This is a genomic window from Nostoc sp. UIC 10630 (genome assembly GCF_010747425.1).
In the GTDB taxonomy this organism is placed as follows: Bacteria; Cyanobacteriota; Cyanobacteriia; order Cyanobacteriales; family Nostocaceae; genus Nostoc.
Map to the genome: position 1 here is coordinate 44,746 of NZ_JAAGOG010000015.1, position 21,447 is coordinate 66,192.

Genomic DNA, 21,447 nt, shown 5'->3' on the forward strand with positions numbered 1-21,447 from the left:
AAGTGTGATTTCAGTTAACCGCCGCCAACCAATCACAGACCACAGACCTACACCCGCCTCCAAACTTAACCCAAACTTGCCACTGTCCCAGATAGCCATTCCAGTAAGGCTCACCATCAGCAACGCCAACAGCCTCGCCAACCTTGGAGACTAACTCAGTGTAGCAAGAGCCAATACTGTCCAAGCCTTGCTGCAATTTCAGCTTCAGCCCTTTCCAGGTTTGTCCTTGAGGACTGGACACTACCTCTTCTAATATTTGGGAGGTTGTGTCAATCACTGGTGTCGATAAAACTATATTATTAGTGACTGACACCAACTCACTGTATGATACTTCATCCCGATTTAACCACCGCTCGAAAATCGAATCACGCTGGTCATCAGGGGCAACGAATTGATAAACGCACTCCCGGTTTTCACGCTTGCCCAATCGACCAACGTAAGCCAATTTCAAATCAATCTTGGCAAGTAACTTCTGAGCGATGCCTTCGGCAACCCGAAGCGGGAACGCTACTGAAGTCAGTTTTTCCGAGATACTGACATTCAAGTAATTCTTGATAACGTGCCGATGCTTTACAGCCAGCGCTTTAAACTCCACCATCTTCTCATCAGTCCCCCGTAGCTGAACGTCTGGTGTAAGAAACTGCAACAGATTCAGATTTTCGAGTAACAATACAGCAGGCAACATCTGCCCCTTGTTAAAATCTGGTTTCCAAACCGAATTCTCCCCAGCTTCTAACTGCGATGTAGCTCTTTTGGCATCACGGTTCGTCAGAAACTCTCGCCCCAGTGTCAAATAATAGTGCATCCGTAGTTGGGGATACCACCCATCGTCATCTTTCTCGACAAGCTCAGGGGTTACGTCAATTTCGTAGCGACGGGATAATTCAGCCTTGCGCTGCTGGTGTCGCTCGATTTTCGTTTTCGCCCTTGTGTCTTGCAGCTTCTTGAGTTCGGCATCAGAGATGGTTAGAGAATCCGCGATCGCTTTACACTCAGCAGCATACAATTCAACAGATGCCGCCTTAACCGACTCGATTACAGCCCCACTCTCATCATCGTCGGCATCCGAGGCATCAATAACCGTGTACCCATCTTCGACCAAACCCGCAACCACCGATTCCCGATAGCGCCGCATCTCTACGTTAATCACAGAACCACGCTTACCCCAGGTTTGCAAAGATTCGGGCTGAAAATTCTGGTCAACAAAGCTGTAATCGTCATTATCCGCCGCCGACAACAGCGCAATGTTAGCCTGTGTTGCGACGTGTTGACTTCTGAGCAATCCCCCTATGGACGTGGAACCATTGCCCACAACCGACATCCCCCACTCTCTGACCCAAATGTGACGGTCAACAGTTTCCCGGAGGCGTGCCAACATCTGACGCACGGAGTTAACATGCACTCCCTGAAATATCCCCCATACACCATCAAAATGTCCTCGAATGTCGATGGATACGCCAGTTTCTAAACTTGGAGATGCGATAACCAAATCATACTGGGTGAGAATTTCGTTCAAGTGAGCGATACAACCGAAAGCCGCATGAGATGGATCAGCAACAGATTCGCTGTCTATCTTGCTCCATCAAGATAGATGATGACCCCCAATGGAGATCGCTTTGTCGAGTGCGGCAATCAAATTCTTCGGGTTGTTGCCAGAATAGTTGTAACAGTTGCCCGAAACGGGCTGATAGTTGTTGACGATGACGAATGGGTTAACCCGATATTCTCCAGCGAGTGATAAAATATACTTTACTTTTGTGTCGGAAACATCGGCACTTGATAAATAAATCTTTCCCTGACTGCTGCCCAAAACATTCTGTACCAGTTGTTTGAGGTTTTTGAGAACAGATACCCGACGCTTTTGCACTTCAGTACCAGAGTTAAGCAAATGCCAGAATACCTGGTCGCATTCATCGATGATCACAATATCGTTAGTCCAGTCGTTGGGATTAAATCGCGCCTGGCTTTCGTGATGTAGTGAATCCACACACACGCCATATCCTAATAATGCACCTGTTTCATTCGTGCGAACTTCTGTGACATAATTCACTCCAAAGCGATCGCATAATGCCTCACCAAGTTGAATCCGATGGGTGATGATTAATACCCTACGTCCAAGGTCATGCGCCTTCGCCACCTCAGTAGACAGCCATTGGGTTTTACCAGTACCTTTGGGAGCCTTGAGGATAATCAGTTTTTCACCTGATGGAACAAGCAAGTGATCCAAGAAGCGCTGGTTAAGTGCGTAGGCGTAGCCCGTCGCAGACATCGCAGGCGGATAAGTCAGCAAAGTAAACAGCTTAATCTCCCACAACTCCAATGCAACGGCTGTGTTGTAGAGCGCGTCAAATGCCGGTTGACCGTGAGCATAAAATCATCGACCCCTTTCTCTGCCCCTAACGGTAAATCAATCACTCGCAGGGAACAGCCCTCATTTACCAGCAACCGTCCCATACGACTGATAGCAGTTCTTACCCGTTGGACTGTTTCAGGTTTATTGTCCTGGTCAAAGCAAATGTTAACCTGCCTCCCTTGTGTTGCGAAATGTTTCAAGTCGGGAATCAGGGATGGTTTACCGATGGCAGTACCGTACTCATCTTGGGGGGTGCGGTATCCAGCGTTTACTCCCGGAATTGCGATCGCTGGTGGTGAACAACTCGCCGCGCAGTTGCGTAGCTCCAAGTGAATTAGCTATCCATCATCGTCACAGACAATCCTTTCAAACACCGCCTAGTTTAAGCAATTGCATTCTCAAAGCCATAGCTAAATTATCTATCGTCAGCGCTATGTTGTTTGGCATCAGTGCGTTAGGCTACTGGGGATTAGAAATTGTTGAAGCTAATACAATCCCGACAATAGAAGACAGATACGATTGGCGAACTCAAAAACATATTTGTTTCGGTTGGATGCTAGTTACTTTTTCTAGCTTTCTTGGAAGTGCTTCTTTTGGTAACGAGTTTCACTAATCAGTTCCAGAGGATAAAGCCCCTGATAAAAGTCATAATTGAGAAGCAATCTAATATGATTGGTATATTGATTCATGAAAATTTCTGTTGGTATTATTCTCAGAGAGTTAAGCAGCCTTAAAAATTAATGCGACGATAGATTTCAGTCAGGGGAATTTCTACGTTTAAACTGTGCAGCATAATCGTGCGCTCAAGGTGAGAGTGAACTTGCCATAGCCAGCGATCGTTACTGTTACGATCCAAATTGTGATATTGCTCAATGTAGGGTTCAGTTTGACTCACAAGCAGATATTCACAGAAGCTGGCAATCGAGCGATATTTTCTGAACTTGTCCCCTCGATCATAAGCAACAGTCACGGGTGATAAAACTTCGACAATAAGCATTGGATTGAGAATTTCATCATTGCGATTGCCATTGAACTCTGGTTCACCATTAACAACCATCAAATCGGTATAAGTCCCACACTGATATTCGGGAATCCAAACTCGCAAGTCGCTGTTATACAAACGAAAATCGGTGTCTCTCAATAAAAACCCTAAGTAAATTAAGAAGTTGCTGGCGATGGCACTGTGAGATTCCGACCCTCCCGACATAGTAATAATCTCTCCGTTACGGTATTCATGGCGTTCGGGGTTGGTTTCTTCCATAGCCCGATACTCGTCTAACGTCAGGCGAGTTGTTATTATATCTGGGGGACTGGTTTGAGCAAAGACCACAATCAACCTCTTAAATAATTAGCTCTAAAACTATTATCTGCAAAGTCAAGAAGAATTGCTATTGAACGATAGAATGCCGCAACCTCCAAGTGGGCGATGTGCTTCCATCGGCTGCTTACTGATGTGTTTTATTGCCTTTGGGCAAGAATTCATCCAGTTCACCAATGGCAAGGAAATGTTGGTAGAGACGGCTTGGCGCTCTTAATGGAAACGAGTACTACAATACGCTAGTAGTTGAAATGGTGAACCGTTACTTATTCCACTTCATCAACACGCCATCCACAATCGCAATCCCCCACTGCGGAAACTTCGCCAGCAACTTCTTGATCACTATCACAAGTGCCGGGTCATCATTCCAGCACTCTTGCAAAAAGTTCAACCCCGGATTATGCCCCGAATTTTCAGCTACTTTAAGTTTATGCATACGCTCCGGTCGCGCATTTGCCCTTGCAACTATCGCCTCATGCGACCATTTTTCAGGACTGGGGACAGGCGCGGCGGAACTTTCACCCTCATGATCTGCTTTCACTTCTCCACCCGAAACTGAATTTTCAACCATCAATAAAGCAGAATAACCTTGTTCGAATGGCACTAAGAAAAGGGAAAATCGTTGAGGCAGCAGGGGTGCAGAGGAGCGGAGGAGCAGGGGAGAAAGAAGAAATTTTAGGCATACGAACAGATATTTAGAAATTCCTCTCTGCACCCCTGCCCCCTGCTCCTCTACAATCCTTACGCTGCCTACTATTCAGCTTAACTTAGTGCCATTCAACCTTGTTCTACCTGCCCCTGTATTTGATTGGCGATCGCTTCCTTGGAAGAAAATTCATTTTGGGCAACGGGCGCGGCGGAAAAATCGCCTTCATGAGAGACTGCCGCCTCAATACCACAGTCCTGCTTTTCAGCCAACAACGGAGCAGGTTGACTTAGTGCAGCTTCCACAAGCGCCAGCGATGTACAGTCATTCGCCGTAGGCGAGTCTTTCTCGTTCTCTGACACGCTTTCAACAGTCTGAGGCGACGCGCCCCTCAAGGGCGCATGAGCCGTCTCCTCAACTTGCGAAATCTCATTTAGCGTGTCAGAGACACAGCTAACGAACTCATCATTTGAGTCCGTTAGCTGTTCCTGAGTAGTTTGCGAGGTTTCCTGGAACCCATGCTCTGACTGGTCTTTACCTAAAATAGACGCTTAATACAAAGCACCCATTTCTTCAGAGCCAGCATCTTTATCTGAAATATCAGCATAAGGTTCTCGTTTTTCAGCATCTGGTTTTAGTGACGCAGAATTGGCTTTCCCCCAAAATTCTTTCATCCGGCTACCATGAAAATTCTTGATCAGCCAAGCAACGTCTCGCGTCCATCCTGAATCGACAAGTCCTGCTTGAAAATGAACAACCCACTTTCGGAGAGAATTTTCTTTGCAGAGATAAAAGTACTGTAACCCAAAGCACTTGTCAGAGGCATCCACCTAGAACCGTAGGGGTCAGCCGTCCAACACTCCTGCCATAGCTGATTGACTGAGGGCTTTTGCTGCGATCCCCACAGCATATCTTCAATCGGGATAATCACATGAAGTCTTCAACAAATCGATGATTTTTCTGAAATCTGCATAAATAGCTAAAAATCAGCAGATAAGACAGTTAAAGGGAAACCCTAATTTTGAGTCTTTAATTCGATCAAAGCGACTTGACGTATTGAACGTAAATTCTCATCTCTTGGATATATTTCAATATGAAATCAGGCTCAAAATTTATTCCAATAAACGTGTCTATTTTGTTACTCAGAATCAAAAAATGGAGGTAGATAACATCGTAGTTTTTCTCATAAAGACTGCTTTCATAGATTTCGAGTTGTCAATCTAATAATCAATATGCCATTACAAAAATTAGCTAAATTCCTTAATCCATCAGGTGAACCTGTAATAGCACCAGGTGGTATTCAGGATACATCATTCAATCGTGATGCCCTTTCCAGGTTTGTTTGCAATACCCTAGATGAAGCTTTAGCAGCCGTACCAGGTGGCTTTGACGTTATTGTAGTTGGATCGGGAATGTATGGCGCATATTTTGCAACCGATATATATAACAAAACAAAGAATTTTGGGTCTGGTCGTCCTCGCCCTAAAATTTTAGTTCTTCAAGAAGGCCCATTTTTGATTCACGAACATTTCCAAAACCTACCTTTGGGATTAGGAGGACTTTATGAATTACCTCTTGCTAATCTTCTACCTGAAGGACAATATCGAATCATTAACGTAAATGGTACATCAGAGGGGCAAGGAGTTCCATTTGGACGCGATTTTGCCGGAAAATTCCGACCTCATCATCGTTGTGTTGGTGGGAAAGGTCTTTTTTGGGGTGGTTGGTCTCCTTCCTTGACTACTGCTGATTTGGTTCAGTGGCCAAACTCAGTCTCTGCATTCTTGAAGAGCGAACAGGGCTATAATTTTATCACTCAAGAAATTGGCGCAGATTACGATGTTGATCGGCGTGGCAAAGAAGAGGACTTTATCTATGGCGGACTTTACGAAGCTTTACTCAAACGCTCTCGTAAATTAACTCCATTCAACCTCCCAGTAGATAGTTATTCAATTGATCGTGTGCTTCAACCACCGATCGCAGTCAAAGTTGAATCTGAATTATCCGGATTGTTTAGTCCAGATAAATATAGCAGTCTACCTGGTCTTTTAAGTGCGATTCGGGAGGATGTAGGAAGGTCAAACAATAATGATCAAGATCGCTATCTATTTTTAGTACCAAACGTTACTGTCCTAAATTTAGAAACACAAGAGGGAGTTGTCCGAGGCATAAGAGTTGCTGTTAATGACCCAGTTGGTGCAGGCGAGATAGTTCAAAACATTACAGTTCCTGAGCAAGGGATGGTAGTTTTAGCCGCTAATTGTGTCAATTCAACCCGCATAGCCAGAAACTCTTTTCCTCGCCCAGCGTTACTTACAAAAGAACGTATGGGAGCTAACCTGATGGTTCATATCCGAGGTAATTATCTTTGGAAGATAAGCCGCACCCACCTCGAAAGTTTACCTATCTTAGAAGAAGAAGGATTGTTAAAAGATATCTTCAAGGATAAAGTTTTACAGCAAGCAGCTTTACAGATTGAGGGTACAGCAACAGATTTAAACTCCAATAACCTCACTGGACGCTTTCACTTCCAATTTTACGCAGCACCCAATGCTGGCAATAACGCCGAGTACTCTCTTTATCAGATGATACCCGATCGCGATGACCTACTTGAGAAAGCCCAACAACTAAAAGGTGAGCCAGATGCCAATGAATGGATCACCGTAGGGATAAGAACTTGTGGGGAAGATTTCGGTGACAAAGAAGCGCCAGTAGAATATGGCGGGGTACGTAGTGCCAACACTAGTTGGATGGATACCAGCCCCTCAGCTAAAGACCGTTTTGGCAACCCAGAAGGCTATGTTCAACTTGTGGAAACGGACGAGGTATTGAAACTTCGTAATGCACAGAGGGCAGCAGCTTTCCAATTCATTGCTCGGTTAGCCAATGTGACCGTTGAAGAAGCTGGCAAAAGACAAGGTGAATCTAACGCTAATCCCAATATCGTACTTGTTGATGCTGTTGAAGACGGCTTAGGAACTACTTATCACGAGTGCGGTACTCTTTGGATGGGAGATGATCCAGAGACATCTGTAACTGACGTGCATGGACGCTTTCATCATGTTGCCAATGCTTATTGTGCCGATCAGTCCTTGTTCCCCACAGCAGGCTCGGCGAATCCCGTGCCTACAGGGTTAGTGCTGGCTCGTAAAGTAGCTTTAGGTATTACTGAGCGATATCAAGAAGAAAAGCCTTTTGAAGACAAAGATGCTGGCTTCCAATCTCTCTTCAACGGTAATTTTCCTGGTGTATGGCGTTCTGTTGGGGCTGCAAACTTTACACCTTTACAGCCTTTAGGACAACCTCCTATTATTGAAGCAGGGAAAGCTGGCGTAGATAGTGTTTTAGGGTTGCTCTATTATCAACCGAAGCAATTCAAAGATTTTGTTCTGCGTCTAGAGTGGAAAGCCTTTTCTATACGTGCGAACTCTGGAATATTTTTACGTATCCCAGATCCTACAGGAAGATCCCTCGACAACTCTTTCTATGAAGCTTGTACAGAAATTCAAATCGATGAAACTGGGAAGAATTATCGAGATGATAGAAATCCTCAATCAATCTTTGGGGGATTCCGTGAGAAGACAGGCGCAATTTATACTCTTGCTCCTGCCACACAGGGGATGAGTAAGGTAATCCGTCCCAGATTTACAGCTGATGGGCCTTGGAATGTTTACGAGATTACTGTTCAAGGCGATTCGATTGTTGTAGTTCTTAATGGTGAGAAAGTATCTAGCACTACTATTGCTGCACCAAAGCGGAGGGAAGGTTATATAGCCCTACAATGCCACACCGAAATTGTTCAGTTCCGCAATATCCGCATTAAAGAATTGTAAAACACGGAGAATATAATAACTATGCCATTAGATTTAACGACCAATTCAGGGCCAATTGATCAAGATAATCCCCAAATTGCAGATGTTCTCAAAGACTTACAAGGAAACATCCTTAACGGGCATGGACGAGATCATGCTGCCCATATTTTTATCGCCTTCGATAAACCCAATCAGATCGAAAACGTCAAAAAGTGGATTGCTAGATTAGACGTTACTTCAGCTAAAGCCCAATTGGATGGAACAGAACGCTATAAACGAGAGAAAGTTGATGCGGGTTTATTCACCCATTTTGCGCTGAGTGCTAGTGGTTATGCTCGTCTCGGCATCCCAGCAAACAAAATACCTACAGGAGCAAACCCACAGAAACGAACGGCTCCACCTTACGCCAATGCTTTTCAAGAAGGGATGAAAAATCGCGCCTCAGTTCTTCTTGATCCGCCTACGAGTAACTGGGAAAGTGGATTTCAAAACTCAATTGATGCAGTTTTGCTCCTTGCTAACGATGATCCGGCGGAATTAATCGCTCAGGAAATTAAAATTCTTGAACAACTCAAAGATGTCGCCACAGTCAGAACCATCGAGCGTGGGCTTACCTTACGACGCAAATTTGATACTGCCGATACGACTAACCCTAGTAATGAGTTTGGTGTAGTTGTCGAACACTTTGGTTATGCTGATGGTGTTAGTCAACCTATCTTTCTTAAAAAACAGTACGAACGAGAGAAAAGCCTAAAAGGAACTCGTTTCTGGGAACCAGCTGCTCCTTTAAAGTTGGTTTTAATTCCCGACCCAAATGGCAAGACGGCAGACGTTAGTTTTGGCAGTTTCTTAGTTTTTCGCAAACTCGAACAGAATGTGCAAGGTTTCAAAACTGCTGAAGCTAAGTTAGGAGAAAGCTTAGGACTGCCAAGAGAATTAGCAGGAGCGATGGCAGTGGGACGTTACGAGGATGGTTCACCTATTGTCCTGCAACCTGGTAACGGTGCTTGGGCGAACACAAACAAACCCGCTATCCCCAACGATTTCAATTATCAAGGTGATAAGTTGGGTTTGACTTGTCCTTTTCATGCCCATATCCGTAAAAGTAATCCCCGATTGGAATCTGTGAAAGCAGATGGTCCTTTCGCTAAGTCGAAGGAGGAAGAACTAGGACACAGAATTGCTCGACGTGGTATTACCTATGGAGGACCTCTCAGCAGTTCTGATAATTTAGATGATCTTCCCACCAATGGAGTTGGATTACTTTTCATGTGCTACCAATCAGATATCTGGGAGCAGTTTGAGTTTATTCAGCGTTTTTGGTGTAATAATCCCAACTTCCTTGAACCTGGTATTTCTGGTGGCACAAATCCAAACTATGATAAAACGGGATTAGACGCGGTTATCGGTCAAAAGCTGGGTGAGCAAGCCGATCCAGTGATTAATGAAGCTCCTAAACCCCCAAAAAATTGGCCATCACAGTGGGGTAAATCTACAGTCAAGCCCGAAATTCCCGACGAAAATCAATTTGGTCAATTTGTCACTCTCAAAGGTGGGGAATATTTTTTCTCTCCTTCGATTAGTTTTTTAAAAAATCTCAGTGGTAGTTCACCAAGCAAATAAGGACTCTAAAAGTCGGGTAAAGGGGAAAGGTGAAGGGTTTCTACTTTTTCCCTTTCCCCTTATTCAAATAGCACTAAGAAAAGCTAAAACCCTTACCAATCAAGCAGTTTGTAATTGTTTACATCATTTCGATGTGGTGATGTGTGAAAAATTACTGAGAAAAATTAAGAAGGCGCTGGTTGCTGATGGAAGAGTGATAGTTTTTGAGTTTATTCCTAATGCTGATCGTATTAGCACCGCCTCTAAGCAGTAACTAATGCCTTTAACGCCTCATTGATGCCCAGCTACGAGCAGCAAGATGGGAAGATGGGAAGTAGATTCACAACACCTTACTTATCCTGATCAAACTGAGATCATGCTTAGAAACTCCCTTAATAAATTTGGAACTGCTTCCATATATTGGTTTCGATGGATTGCATTCATTGTGGATAAAACTGGTAGCCACCTCAAAGCTGCAACAATAGGAGACAACTGTTGAGCTTGCTCAAACGCTTGTTGGAGTCTTTCTTTAGTCTCATATTCAGCCCATTGTTCTAAGTAGAAAGCTCTGAGTCGCTCAAACCAAGATGAATTTTTTGCTAATTTAAATCTCCTCTTCAAACAATCGTAGGTACTATGGAGGCTGAAAAAAGGATGAGTGATGCTACTATCACCCCAGTCAAAAAACAAGTAATTTTCATCGCAAATAAAAATGTTCCCATCGTGTAAATCACCATGATGCAAAGTTTCTGGTATACCAAAGGTCGCTAGTTCTTCACATAATTTAACTAATAAGTTAGCCTGATTCTGTAAGCACTGATATTCGAGTAAATTAAGTCCACCAGGCTGATTCAGCCCTAACGTTTCGGTATCCATTAGCAGTTGTTGAAACCTAACAGGCAAGCTTGCTAAACGACGATCAGGCACACCCAGTTTCAGAAACTCATTAAGATATTTGGTACAATCCTGTTGCAATTTTGCATAGCAGGGTAAAAGGTTCTGCCAATGTTTAATGTCATCTTCAATTTTCAGAGTGTTCTGAAGCATCATCCCTCCATCAAGCATAAGTAGCCAACCTTTCTCCCCATTAATCGCTAAAACTTGTGGCATACATTGAGGATACCGATGCGATAGAACTTGGCTAAGTGCGGCTTCATAAGCAAGCTCTGATACAACTGCTTTGAAATAAATGTTGCCGATGCTTGTAGGTATTTGCAGAACTGTTGACCAGTGACGAACGCGAAGCTGCTTAATTGAATCAATACGTTTGATATCTTTTTGATGTAACTCACAATTAATCCAACTACTGGCTTGCTCAAGCCAGCTTTGTTGTGTCCAAAGTAGTCCATCAAGATAATTCACACAGATCCTCAAGGAGTGTTTTTATAATTGCAAATGCTTTTTTGTTAGTTTAACCTGACTTTAAAGACCAATGAATAACCTTGCTTTACAGCCTCCTGCTTTTTCAGCAAACCCTATATAAACCCTACCTCTGCATTGGATACCACCGTATCATCTCGGCTAACGCCACCGCCTCATCCAAGGCGCGTATACACATACACATATTCCCCCAACATTGCAATTGCAATCCTCTGTTGCCTTGCCTACTTAAACAAAGCTTTCGCATTCGACTTGGACTTGACCTGTGCTGCCTCCGGCTTTCTACCTTCTTTGCAAGCAGCGACAAAAAAGGCTGACGGTGACTTGACCCCAATCTTCGTTCGCACTGCCTCCTTCACATAAGCGATGGAAAGCGACAACCCGCCCTTGAGCGTTTATGCTCCTAGTGCATTATCCCAATACCGCCTGACTCTACACCCAATCTCTGTGTTTAGAAATCATTAGACTTTCAGTAATACCTTCAATCTTTGACAAATTCGAGATGTATAAGCGTGTTGCAGGTCTTTAAAGGTTATGAATCGAGAGAACCAAGCAGCCAATAGCCAGGAGAATCGAGTGAGTCGTCAAAGTAATAGGCGCGGATGGCTTCGAGCAGGTCATGGGTGGTAATGAAGCCATCTTCATCCTTGTCAAGGTGACGGAATACATCGCGGGCATCTTGCTCACAAAGGTGCATTAAAGCACCAGTCCATCGGATCTCATCAGTGACGGTCAGCCGACCATCACGATCCTGGTCAACGATATCCATAATCGATTCAAGGAAGGGCATATAGGCTTGGTCAAATGCTTCGGGGGTTTCTAGCAGTCCCAACGCGAACGCTCTTTTGTACTCAGCCTCACTGATGCGCTCATCGATATTTGTATCGGCTACTTGCAACAAGTGCTGCCACAAGCCTAAGCAAACATCGAGCAGCCGTTGTCGAGCAGGGGATTCTTCATCATGACCGAACTCTTCAGCCAGACGCGCAACAGACATCTCAAAGTCGCTCTGCTCAATAAAGCCATTATGATCGTCATCGAAGGTGCGGAAGCGTTTAGAGAGTTTCCGATCTAAGAAATGGTTCATGCGGTTTTTACGACATCACATATCTGCAAAAACATAATAACCCAAGTTGCGGGTTATCAAGGTGTCTGACTTTTCACGAGATGTGGAAAAGGGAGATTGGTTCTTGGATAATTTTTCTTTGTGTATATTTGCACCTACAGGGACTTAGGGAGCATCCCTGTAGGCGCAACCTGTGGTAGAAATCACCCAATGGCACCGCATGAATGGGTAATCGCTACCCATTCAATCAACCAATTCCCCATCCACAATCACAACACCCCACTGCGGATATTTCGCCAACAATTTCTTGATCATTATCATCAGTGCCGGATCATCATTCCAGCATTCCTTCAAGAAATCAAACCTCGGATTCTGCCCCGAATTCGCAGCAAAGCATGAGTTTCTGCATACGTCGTAGTCGCTCCAGAGCAGAATGTCTGCGGGGAAATCTTAGTTAATAGCTATATTTTGCAACATTTTTTCAAGAAAATACAGTTGATAACAAGTTAGTATACAGCAGTTAATCAAAAACAGGTAAAGCAAGATTATGGCAACAATTATAGGTACTGATGGGGACGATATTTTGATCGGAACTACTGGGGATGACAGAATTATCGCTAGTGCAGGGGATGATACGATTACTGGTGGAGATGGTAGGGATACCATTGATTACAGTAACTTAGAACAACCTGTAACACTTCAACCAGTGGTGATTCAAAAAGGCGTAATTGGAACTGATACGTTTAGAGATTTCTTTGAAACTGTTATTGGTGCTAGAGGACAGACTAATATTATTGATGCAACTACTGACAGTACCAATGTATCGATAGTAGCTGATTTATCCAAAGAAAAACTAGAAATTAGAGTTGTCGGTTCGCCACCAATAATAGTCAGTGTGAAAAATTTTGTGAATGTAATTGGTACAAATCAAAAGGACACTATTACTGGTGATGCTGTTGATAATGAATTATCTGGTAGCGGCGGCAATGACATTATTAGAGGTAGTGCAGGCAATGATACCTTAAATGGTGGAGATGGTACTGATACGGCTGATTATAGCAAAATAGGTGTAAGCTCTACCATCTTCATTGATGGAACTCTTCAAAAAGGTGGTGGGCTAGGTAGAGATTTACTTGGTAATTTTGAAAATCTTGTTGTTGATGCTAGCGTTGCAAATAACACTATCGATGCCTCAATTGCTCCTTCAGCACCCTTTGTAGTTGGAGATGCATCAGTTAACGTTAACCTTGAAAGTCAAAGTTTCGTAATTAATAATGTTCCTAACATAGGCACAGTTGAATTCAAATTTATAAACTTTGATAATGTTAAAGGTACAAATCAAAGTGACACCATTGTTGGAGATAGGCAAAATAATGTATTATTTGGCAATGGCGGAAACGATACACTTTCTGGTAAGAGCGGGAACGATACACTTGCTGGGGGGTTAGGTGCAGATACTCTCACTGGGGGACTAGGTGCAGATAAATTTGTTTTTACCAATGTATTAGAGGGTGTTGATATTATCAAAGATTTCAAAGCTGTTGAAGGTGACAAAATCCAGATTTCTCAAGCAGGTTTTGGTGCTATTTCAATTAGCGACTTCAGTTATGATCCCCTAAATGGTTCTCTGTTCTTCCAAGAATCTAGATTTGCCATTCTAGAAAATAAGCCTATTGGTTTTCAAACTAATTTAGATATTCAACTGGTTTAATCTCAAAGATTGTATAAGTTCAACCAAATAGTGGGACTTAGAGGTTGTTTGAAAAGTGTCAGTTTGAGCCTTAAATGCAACTTACAGAAGCGAACGCGAATTCCAGAACCCCCATTATCTCGTTCAACTTCTAGGATAGCCAGAGTAGTCAAACATACATTAGATGACTTTTCAAACAGCCTCTTAGAGTCTTCCTTGCTCCAATTACTGTTATGGTGCTACTCGCCAAAACTTTAGATGACAGAAGGTCACAAAGATAATACTTGCTTCCTCATTATTGTAACTCTGCAATACTTGCAGCAGACTTATTAGGCAACCTTTTTGGCGACTGTTGCTTTCATCTGATTCAGTGAGCGAGGGTTATCTTCAAGTGCGATCGCTTAGGCTAAAGCTTACCCAAGAAATGCGATCGCTAAACATACAAACTTCAACATAAATCTTGTGTTACAGTCCGTAAAAGCCCGTACCTGACAACGTTCGCGTAGCGTCTCGTAGAGAAGCTGATTGACTCTGTTCTACTTGGCATCACCGTGCTACTTGATTAAAAGATGTAAAGCACGACGAACATATACTTCCCAAGGCTCAGTCTGAGGTTGAAAAATTTGTGCATAAAGCATAATTCCACTCATCGTATCAAAAACTAAACTAGGATCTAAATCTGCGTGAACTTCTTTTCTCACTTTTGCTCGTTCAATTACAACAGCAAAAGCTTGCCGTCGAGGTTGCAGATACTTTGTCCAATAAATTTGAGCAAATTGAGGACTAGTTGAGGCATTACTAATAATCATGGCAACAGTCTGCCGTCCCAAAGGACTAAGCGTAACTTGCGCGGCATTCTCAATCAGAGCATCAATATCATCCCAAAGACGACCAGTGTCAGGGATAATAACTTCTTCTCTAAAACTTTCTATTGCCGATGCAATCAGTTCTTCTTTACCTTTGTAGCGTCGGTAAATAGTGGGTTTACTAACTCCGGCACGGACTGCAATTGCGTCAATACTTGTACGTTCATATCCAACTTCTGATAGAAGTTCCAAGCTTGCTTGCAGAATGGCTTGATGAGATTGAAGGTTACGAGGTCGTCCTGGCAGATTTTTCACGGGTTTATTCATACAATTATCATCTCAAAGCATCAGTATTTAGACAACTTGCGAACAGTTACTGAGTTGACATTCTCTCACCTTTTACGATACCGTATCGTAAATATAATCTCTCATCACTCAAAAGTGAGAAAAAACATGACTAGCTTTTCAAGCGGACGAACACTGCCATTACCCCCTGGTCGCTTCGGTTTGCCCATCATTGGCGAATCCATTAGTTATTTGCAAGAGCCAGCATATTTTATTCGGCAGCGACAAAAGCAATATGGAGCAGTCTTCAAAACTCATCTATTTGGTCGCCCAACGATTGTCTTAATTGGGGCAGATGCCACACGTTTTCTATTCACTAATGAAAGTCAGCGATTTGAGATGACTAATACTACAAGTTTCGAGACGCTACTAGGAGCCAACTCAATTGGAGTCAAGACAGGTACTGCTCACCAAAAACTTCGTAAACACTTGTTCAAGTCCTTTGAGCCAAGAGCGTTAGCTGACTATGCCAAAACAATGGAACAGTTAACCCATCGTTATCTGCATAAATGGGAAGAGATGAAAACTTTCACTTGGTATCCTGAACTGAAAAAATACACGCTTGATATTGCCTGTAGGTTGTTTATAGGTGTTGATAATGCCGCAAATGAGAACTTGGAAAAAGTTTACGAGGCTTGGAGTAATGGACTATTATCTATTCCGATTCGATTTCCTCTAAGCAAGTTTGCTCGTGCAGTTCGTGCGCGAGAGCATCTTCTTGTGCAATTTGATCAGTTAATTGTTCAACGTCAAAAACAACCTATTGCCCATCGAGATGTTTTAGGAATTCTATTACAAGCACAAGATGAGGAAGGGAATCGTCTGAGTAGTGAGGATGTGAAAGATAACGTGTTAGCAATGCTTGTTGCTGGACACGAAACTTTAACCTCAGCACTAACTTCCTTATGTTTATTGTTAGCTCAACATCCACAAGTGTGGCAAACAGCACGTTTGGAACAAGCGAAAATTGGACACGCACAACTGCTGACACCAGAATGTCTTAAGCAAATGACCTATCTAGAGCTTGTGCTAAAAGAAGTTCTACGGATGCTGCCTCCAGTCGTTCGTAGCGGTTTGCGCAAAGTACTAAAAGAAAGTGAGCTTGCTGGATACCGTATCCCCCAAGGCTGGGACGTGTTTTACCAAATTCAGGAAACTCATCAAGACGAGAATGTTTACGCTCAATCTCAACAATTTGACCCACAACGTTTTGCATCTGAATCCACTCAAGACAAACAAAGGGTTGGAAGCTATATTCCTTTTGGTGGTGGGATTCGAGAATGTTTAGGTAAAGAGTTTGCTCGGTTAGAAATGAAACTGTTTGCCGTACTATTGATCCGTGACTATGAATGGGAAATACTTCCTGGGCAAAATCTAGAACACTTAGTACTACCATTTTCTCGCCCGAGGGATGGTTTGAAAGTCAAGTTTTGGAGACGCAAAGGCTAAGAGTGTAAAATCGTATTGCTACAAGTAGATATTCATCACTTGAAAAAAATTCATTCTGAGCGACGGGCGCGGCGGAAATTTCACCCTCATGAACTGTTTTGGTTTCTACACCCGGAACTGAATTTTCAACTAACAACGAAGTGAAATTACTTTGTTCTACATTTTCATGAAAGTCAATCAAAGCCAGTTTTGCAATGACTCAAACCAAGCAAATTCCGACTCTAGCTGCCATTGAGTCTGCGCGCGATCGCTCTTGTGCAAAAAAGCACTGCACCCTTGAGAAACAGAGGTTTCACCAGGGGTATCGCTTGCACAAGCTGAAACCATTGCCTTAAACTCAGGCGACTCCCAGAGACTATTTCCCGGAGCGAAACTATATTCTAAGCTGTTGCGAACCAGTCGCTTAAGGTCTTTATATCCCAGCCTATATCTTGTTGCCGCTAATAGATACTCATGAGCTTGGGTAAGGTTGAGTGGGGTAGGTGAATACCCAATGTGTGAAAAGATACGATAAGTAATTAACAATGGTAATACTTAATACTTTTACCTTCACATCCAATGGCATTTGAACGACAATTATGAGTAACCCTCTTTCCCATCCCGAAGATCCAGACTTCCATTCATCTATTCAGGAGAATCTAAAACAGCTTTCTGCTCAGTTGGGATCTCCTTTGTCCGAATTATCAGTCATGGAAATATACCAGAATGCGTGCGATCTACTGAGCCACGTTTCTCCATCACCTCTTACTCTTGCCCGCGTTGCAGGAACATTACTCGTCTACCGAGTCCAGGACACAGAACTGGAAGAATCCCAGTGGTTCAGCACCCAAGTGAAACAATGTCTGGACGAAGAAGAAGTTGAGGAGTTGATTGAATCTATACATCGCACGGATACTTTGTAATCTTTCTCGTAATTGTTGCAATACGAATTGGCTAATTAAGTTTTCAAACAATCCAAGCTGACTCAATCACTGACGACGTTTAGTGTGACGTTCATAATCCTCAAAACGAATCTTAGCGATCGTACTTCGAGAAAAAGTTCTGGCAACAATACCCTCGCCTCGACCACCAGCACCCTCATCCAGAGCTAATAAGGTTTTTTTCTTTTTCTTATGTGGTTCTGGTCTGCCGATTCAGTAGAACAAGAATTATTTGATTTGTATGCTCCAGCCCTGCGGTCGCTCGGCGTAAATTTTAATGACGAGCAACTCCAAGACACTCTAGAAGCATCCAGCTATAGTTTAGAAGATGCTTTCAGGAGCGCAATCATTTATATACTCTGGCTCGAAGAAAACCTGAAACCGATCTACCCGACTGCTATACTAATCGACGCACTCGCAAATCAATGGCGCACCAAGTATTGGAAGCCGGAGTATTTAGAACTTGAACAGTTGCTCTCAAGAGGAAAGCGTTGGTGGAGGGCAGCAGTAGATAAGTGGGGTTACGACGAGCGTAATCAACTGGTTGCAGACATATTTTACGACCACGGGCAGGAATTTATTAAGTTCCGCAATGGTAAAGAAATTCTAGTTGACACTGCTTATAAGTGGGGATGGGAGCGAGTCGCAGATTATGCCTCCCCCTTTTCAGAAAATAATTGGTCGCTTGGCGGTATCAATGCAAGGGAATCTTGATCTACACCTTCTGCACAAGAGTAGACATGCACCGTCAAGCAGCAATCGCTTTAGCTGCACGCTATTCTGAGACAGTGTGATTTTACCTCTCGCAATCCACCAACACGCTATCCGCCGTCACCAATCCCCACTGCGGAAACTTCCCCAGCAATTTCTTGATCACAATCTGCTTTCGCAGGGTCATCATTCCAGCACGAGAGCAAGAAGTCAAAACCCGGATTCTCGCCCGAATTCGCCGCTCGATTCAGTTTTTCCCTTCTTACAGGTCGAATATTTGACCTCGCTACAATCGCCTCATGTGACCATTTTTCAGGAGCAGTGACAGGCGCGGCGGAACTTTCACCCTCATTCACCGCTTTCATATTTCCACCTGAAACTGAATTTTCAACAACCATTAACGTTCGCGCAGCGTCTTGTAGAGAAGCAGAATAACCTTGTTTTGCTTTCTCCTCTGTTTGATGAGCGTAGACGTGAAACTTCTATATTACCAAAATTGCTAATTTTTCTTACTTGCTGACTTCAACAACTCTTTATTACCCAACACTAGTAAAAACTTAGTTTTTGACTCATCTAATACGGTTGGTTTAACTGGAAGGTAGCCAAGATTAGAAATTTCTTGACCCAAATAAGTCAAGTAATAGTTAATAAATCCTTCTAATTCCGGTCGCTTCCGAATCGCTTTCGCATCTGCATAAATGTACAAAGGGCGAGTTAGAGGATATCCTGGCAGGAAAGGGTCTACTTTATCAATAGCGATCGCCCTCAACTTCTCGCGATTTTCTTGATAAGAGCCGTACTCTAAAAAACCAACCATGTAAGGATTAATTAAAGCTTCTGAGTACAACTGCTCTACAAAGTCATAAGATATCGTATTGGGAGCACTAGTAAGTTGGCTAAAGTTCCCCTTGAGAATAGCTTCGGCAAACAAGTCAACTGCTCCTCGAGTACCAGCCCCCTCTGGAACAATGCGTTTAATCAACTCTTGTGGCCATTTGGGATTGACATCTGACCACTTTTGGACGGTAAATACCTTTGCCAGTTCGTCGCGTGTCAGAGTATTTGGGACGAAATTATTCTGAGAACTAACTACAATAGTCACTGCATCGGTGGCAATTTGAAAGCCGATCGGCTGAATACCTGACTTGGCACAGGCGGCTAACTCCTGACTGGTAATCGGGCGAACTGCATTGACAATATCTATTTTTTTCTCTTGGCAAAATAGCTTGAAGCCAACGACTGTATCAATACCAGCGAGATTAATCTTACTAGGATACCCGTCTTGGATAAAGCGTTCAGCAATAGCCTGACTAATTGGTAAAACTACCTGAGTTCCCGATATCGCTATTGTTCCCTCTAGTTCTAGGGGGTTTACCTCCGGAAGCGCAATGCCTTGTTGAGCTGAGTCTTGGGTTGAGAGTGATTTAACTAATTTCCTCTCGACTTTCTGAATACCTAAATTTTCTTTTGAAGATTTGTCCGCACCAGCCTGATTATCAATATTTGCTTTTGAGGTTTTTGATTGATCGGCGCAGGCTATTAATAGTAAAACTATGCTGAACAAAAATAAGTAATTTCTGAAACTTTTTACTTTAGTTATCCCGATCCTGATTAATGACATATATTATCTTCCCATTTGCACTCGGCGACCATTTTTGTTATTTCGCAGATTTACATCCTCCTTAATTCCTTTGGCAAGTCGAACCATCTTTTTCCGTTCTTCGATATACTGAAGAATCTCCGAGGCAAATTTGTTGTTAGACTCGATTATTTCAATAACCTCGTCCGTTGGAATTACTATAACCTCAACATCTTCATTGGCGATCGCTGTAACTGGGCTTACCTCCCCTGGAAAGATAGCCATTTCACCAAATACTTCGTTAAGTTCCAGCTCGTCCACTATCTGACGGTTCCCTTGTGGGTCTTTGAGATAAGCCTGTCCCGCACCCTTGAAGATAATATAAAGTCCCTCGTCTTCTTTACCTTCCTGAATAATTAACTCATCCTTACCATAGGCTTTAAATCTAGCCTGTTCACTCAGTTTTTCAATTTGATTATCATTGAGCGTTAGGAAATATGGGAGCGATCGCAAATAAGTTACCAATTCCTTTTGGCGGTTCTCGACTACTTGAGGAATCCGGCTTGGTATTCCTTTTTGAGTATCGACATCGTACTGTACTTGAATTGGATAAGGCATAGTAAAGCCATAACGTTTGGTTATATAGTAAAGTCGAAATTTGAGTTCCGCAGAAACGATCCAATCTTTTTCCGGCACTACTTTATAAGAAAGCTTGTAAGTAATACTGAAGTCTTCATAGGAACTAACCAGAGCAGGATCTTTGGCTTCGATCGTATCTATACCCTCCGTCAAAGTATTTAGGGCTGAAATCACTTCACCAGGAGAATCGTCATAAGAAAATGAGGCGTAAATACTTTTCCAGATTCCTCTCTGACCGTAATTGATAATGCTTGCCTTCGACAACACTCCGTTGGGAACGTTGAATGTCATCACCGGATTTTTCATAGTGACTGACCACCAGTTTTGTTCAATTACCCGTCCTTGCTTTCCATCTAACTCAATCCAATCACCTGTTTTGAAAGGTTTGGCAAATAGCAGCAGTAATCCTGACACCAGGTTACTGAGAGTATCTTGCAGTGCTAGGGCAATTACCGCTGAAGCTATGCCCACAGCGCTGCCCAAGCCAGTCAAATTTATATTCCAAATTCCATTGATAATGTGATAACCAATGGCAAAGATTACCACACCCCTAGCTACCTGAAAGAACAGGCTAGGTACATGAATTTGCCATTTTATCGGTTGTTTTTTTGTGGTCAACAGGGCGTTAATTAAAGAAATTCCCGCCACAATCACGGCAACCCAAGTTAACGTTTCCACAAAACGTGCCCAGGAATCTTTGCCAGCGACGCTTAAAAGCTGTCGCATGACCAAAATTATGGCTAAGGGAGGTAACACATACTCCCGTATCTGACGCAGAGCAACTGCTAAGGGGTGCTGCTGCCGTTCCAATCTTGAGGCAGCTTCATCAAGCAGTATACCGAACAATGGAAATCCCAGCCCCAAAATTAATATCCATCCCAGAAATGATTTATCCATGATTGTTTTTTTACAAACAATAAACAGTGAGTAAGCTGTTACGCAAATAAGATTGCACATCAACTGATGAGGTTGTCCTTTGTCATTAGTCATTTGTCCTTAGTAAACACAAATGACTAATGGCTAATGAAGGTCTACACGGAAAATAGTGCAATATGTAGTGGTTTAAATCTCCAACTCCAATTCTCTTTAATTTTGAATTTTGTTAGCGAGTCTGCATTCGCGCAGCGTCTC

25 protein-coding genes are annotated in these 21,447 nt (G+C 43.0%); 10 read left to right on the forward strand and 15 right to left on the reverse strand.

All coding sequences use genetic code 11. The annotated features are described in order from the left end of the window. Positions 1-10: 10 nt before the first annotated feature. From G1O98_RS41075 to G1O98_RS41085, 3 genes are all read right to left on the reverse strand, one after another. Positions 11-1,516, reverse strand: a complete 1,506-nt coding sequence (locus G1O98_RS41075; protein ID WP_322745391.1) for a hypothetical protein — start codon at positions 1,514-1,516, stop codon at positions 11-13. A 66-nt stretch (positions 1,517-1,582) separates the two neighbouring features. Beyond that, positions 1,583-2,290 carry a hypothetical protein gene (locus G1O98_RS41080; protein WP_322745393.1) on the reverse strand — a complete coding sequence of 236 codons (708 nt, stop codon included), beginning with the start codon at positions 2,288-2,290 and terminating at the stop codon, positions 1,583-1,585. Beyond that, positions 2,284-2,682, reverse strand: a complete 399-nt coding sequence (locus G1O98_RS41085; RefSeq protein ID WP_322745394.1) for a DUF3854 domain-containing protein — start codon at positions 2,680-2,682, stop codon at positions 2,284-2,286. Before G1O98_RS41085 ends, G1O98_RS41080 begins: the two co-directional genes overlap by 7 nt. On the opposite strand from G1O98_RS41085, the gene G1O98_RS38940 reads away from it, so the two are divergent. Beyond that, positions 2,568-2,966, forward strand: coding sequence for a hypothetical protein (locus tag G1O98_RS38940; protein WP_175586558.1), 399 nt, complete (start codon positions 2,568-2,570; stop codon positions 2,964-2,966). The two genes, G1O98_RS41085 and G1O98_RS38940, sit on opposite strands and share 115 nt — an antisense overlap. A 117-nt stretch (positions 2,967-3,083) precedes the next feature. Here G1O98_RS38940 and G1O98_RS06420 read toward each other — a convergent pair whose 3' ends face one another. Beyond that, positions 3,084-3,683, reverse strand: coding sequence for a Uma2 family endonuclease (locus G1O98_RS06420; protein ID WP_163927788.1), 600 nt, complete (start codon positions 3,681-3,683; stop codon positions 3,084-3,086). A gap of 73 nt (positions 3,684-3,756) precedes the next feature. Here G1O98_RS06420 and G1O98_RS40615 point away from each other — a divergent pair, with 73 nt between their 5' ends. Next, a complete protein-coding gene (locus G1O98_RS40615; protein WP_265578586.1) occupies positions 3,757-3,888 on the forward strand; it encodes a hypothetical protein in 132 nt (43 codons plus the stop codon). Between the two features lie 45 nt (positions 3,889-3,933). Here G1O98_RS40615 and G1O98_RS06425 read toward each other — a convergent pair whose 3' ends face one another. The 4 genes from G1O98_RS06425 to G1O98_RS39765 form a co-directional block, all read right to left on the reverse strand. Continuing rightward, on the reverse strand, positions 3,934-4,386 hold the full coding sequence (locus G1O98_RS06425) for a hypothetical protein (RefSeq protein ID WP_163927761.1): 453 nt from the start codon (positions 4,384-4,386) through the stop codon (positions 3,934-3,936). A gap of 62 nt (positions 4,387-4,448) precedes the next feature. Further along, complete coding sequence (locus G1O98_RS39760; protein ID WP_243458361.1) at positions 4,449-4,679, reverse strand: hypothetical protein; 231 nt, start codon at positions 4,677-4,679, stop codon at positions 4,449-4,451. Between the two features lie 189 nt (positions 4,680-4,868). Then, entirely contained in the window at positions 4,869-4,991 is a 123-nt protein-coding gene (locus G1O98_RS40620) for a hypothetical protein (protein ID WP_275941763.1), read from the reverse strand. A 23-nt stretch (positions 4,992-5,014) separates the two neighbouring features. Further along, positions 5,015-5,248, reverse strand: coding sequence for a hypothetical protein (locus G1O98_RS39765; RefSeq protein ID WP_243458362.1), 234 nt, complete (start codon positions 5,246-5,248; stop codon positions 5,015-5,017). Positions 5,249-5,549: 301 nt separating this feature from the next. On the opposite strand from G1O98_RS39765, the gene G1O98_RS06435 reads away from it, so the two are divergent. The 3 genes from G1O98_RS06435 to G1O98_RS41090 are packed head-to-tail and all read left to right on the forward strand — an operon-like array spanning position 5,550 to position 10,005. Further along, positions 5,550-8,150, forward strand: a complete 2,601-nt coding sequence (locus G1O98_RS06435; RefSeq protein ID WP_163927789.1) for a family 16 glycoside hydrolase — start codon at positions 5,550-5,552, stop codon at positions 8,148-8,150. Between the two features lie 21 nt (positions 8,151-8,171). After that, positions 8,172-9,752 carry a peroxidase gene (locus G1O98_RS06440; RefSeq protein WP_163927790.1) on the forward strand — a complete coding sequence of 527 codons (1,581 nt, stop codon included), beginning with the start codon at positions 8,172-8,174 and terminating at the stop codon, positions 9,750-9,752. Further along, positions 9,730-10,005 (forward strand): methyltransferase, encoded by a 276-nt coding sequence (locus G1O98_RS41090; protein ID WP_322745395.1) that lies wholly within the window; start codon positions 9,730-9,732, stop codon positions 10,003-10,005. The genes G1O98_RS06440 and G1O98_RS41090 overlap by 23 nt, the downstream gene beginning before the upstream one ends. 89 nt (positions 10,006-10,094) lie before the next feature. Here G1O98_RS41090 and G1O98_RS41095 read toward each other — a convergent pair whose 3' ends face one another. Next, a complete protein-coding gene (locus tag G1O98_RS41095) occupies positions 10,095-11,093 on the reverse strand; it encodes a phosphotransferase (RefSeq protein WP_163927791.1) in 999 nt (332 codons plus the stop codon). Positions 11,094-11,643: 550 nt separating this feature from the next. Further along, the gene (locus G1O98_RS06455) at positions 11,644-12,198 is read right to left on the reverse strand and encodes a calcium-binding protein (RefSeq protein WP_163927792.1); all 555 of its coding nucleotides are present in this window, start codon (positions 12,196-12,198) and stop codon (positions 11,644-11,646) included. A gap of 189 nt (positions 12,199-12,387) precedes the next feature. On the opposite strand from G1O98_RS06455, the gene G1O98_RS06460 reads away from it, so the two are divergent. Together G1O98_RS06460 and G1O98_RS06465 are read left to right on the forward strand one after the other, a co-directional pair. Next, positions 12,388-12,576, forward strand: coding sequence for a hypothetical protein (locus G1O98_RS06460; protein WP_163927793.1), 189 nt, complete (start codon positions 12,388-12,390; stop codon positions 12,574-12,576). Positions 12,577-12,724: 148 nt separating this feature from the next. After that, a complete protein-coding gene (locus tag G1O98_RS06465) occupies positions 12,725-13,888 on the forward strand; it encodes a calcium-binding protein (protein WP_163927794.1) in 1,164 nt (387 codons plus the stop codon). Between the two features lie 533 nt (positions 13,889-14,421). Here G1O98_RS06465 and G1O98_RS06470 read toward each other — a convergent pair. Beyond that, a complete protein-coding gene (locus G1O98_RS06470) occupies positions 14,422-15,000 on the reverse strand; it encodes a TetR/AcrR family transcriptional regulator (RefSeq protein WP_163927795.1) in 579 nt (192 codons plus the stop codon). A gap of 126 nt (positions 15,001-15,126) precedes the next feature. On the opposite strand from G1O98_RS06470, the gene G1O98_RS06475 reads away from it, so the two are divergent. Beyond that, positions 15,127-16,467, forward strand: coding sequence for a cytochrome P450 (locus G1O98_RS06475; protein ID WP_163927796.1), 1,341 nt, complete (start codon positions 15,127-15,129; stop codon positions 16,465-16,467). A gap of 177 nt (positions 16,468-16,644) precedes the next feature. Here the strand turns inward: G1O98_RS06475 and G1O98_RS06480 are convergent, their stop codons facing one another. Further along, positions 16,645-16,992, reverse strand: a complete 348-nt coding sequence (locus G1O98_RS06480) for a hypothetical protein (RefSeq protein ID WP_243458363.1) — start codon at positions 16,990-16,992, stop codon at positions 16,645-16,647. 53 nt (positions 16,993-17,045) lie between these two features. Here G1O98_RS06480 and G1O98_RS06485 point away from each other — a divergent pair, with 53 nt between their 5' ends. After that, positions 17,046-17,369 (forward strand): hypothetical protein, encoded by a 324-nt coding sequence (locus tag G1O98_RS06485; RefSeq protein WP_163927797.1) that lies wholly within the window; start codon positions 17,046-17,048, stop codon positions 17,367-17,369. Positions 17,370-17,579: 210 nt separating this feature from the next. Further along, positions 17,580-18,101, forward strand: a complete 522-nt coding sequence (locus G1O98_RS06490) for a hypothetical protein (RefSeq protein ID WP_163927798.1) — start codon at positions 17,580-17,582, stop codon at positions 18,099-18,101. A 107-nt stretch (positions 18,102-18,208) separates the two neighbouring features. On the opposite strand, the gene G1O98_RS38945 is transcribed toward G1O98_RS06490, so the two are convergent. The 3 genes from G1O98_RS38945 to G1O98_RS06505 form a co-directional block, all read right to left on the reverse strand. Continuing rightward, positions 18,209-18,463, reverse strand: coding sequence for a hypothetical protein (locus tag G1O98_RS38945; RefSeq protein WP_175586559.1), 255 nt, complete (start codon positions 18,461-18,463; stop codon positions 18,209-18,211). Positions 18,464-18,597: 134 nt separating this feature from the next. Continuing rightward, complete coding sequence (locus G1O98_RS06500; RefSeq protein ID WP_202985784.1) at positions 18,598-19,719, reverse strand: substrate-binding domain-containing protein; 1,122 nt, start codon at positions 19,717-19,719, stop codon at positions 18,598-18,600. A 3-nt stretch (positions 19,720-19,722) separates the two neighbouring features. Then, positions 19,723-21,306 carry a cyclic nucleotide-binding domain-containing protein gene (locus tag G1O98_RS06505; protein WP_228058578.1) on the reverse strand — a complete coding sequence of 528 codons (1,584 nt, stop codon included), beginning with the start codon at positions 21,304-21,306 and terminating at the stop codon, positions 19,723-19,725. Positions 21,307-21,447 lie beyond the last annotated feature (141 nt).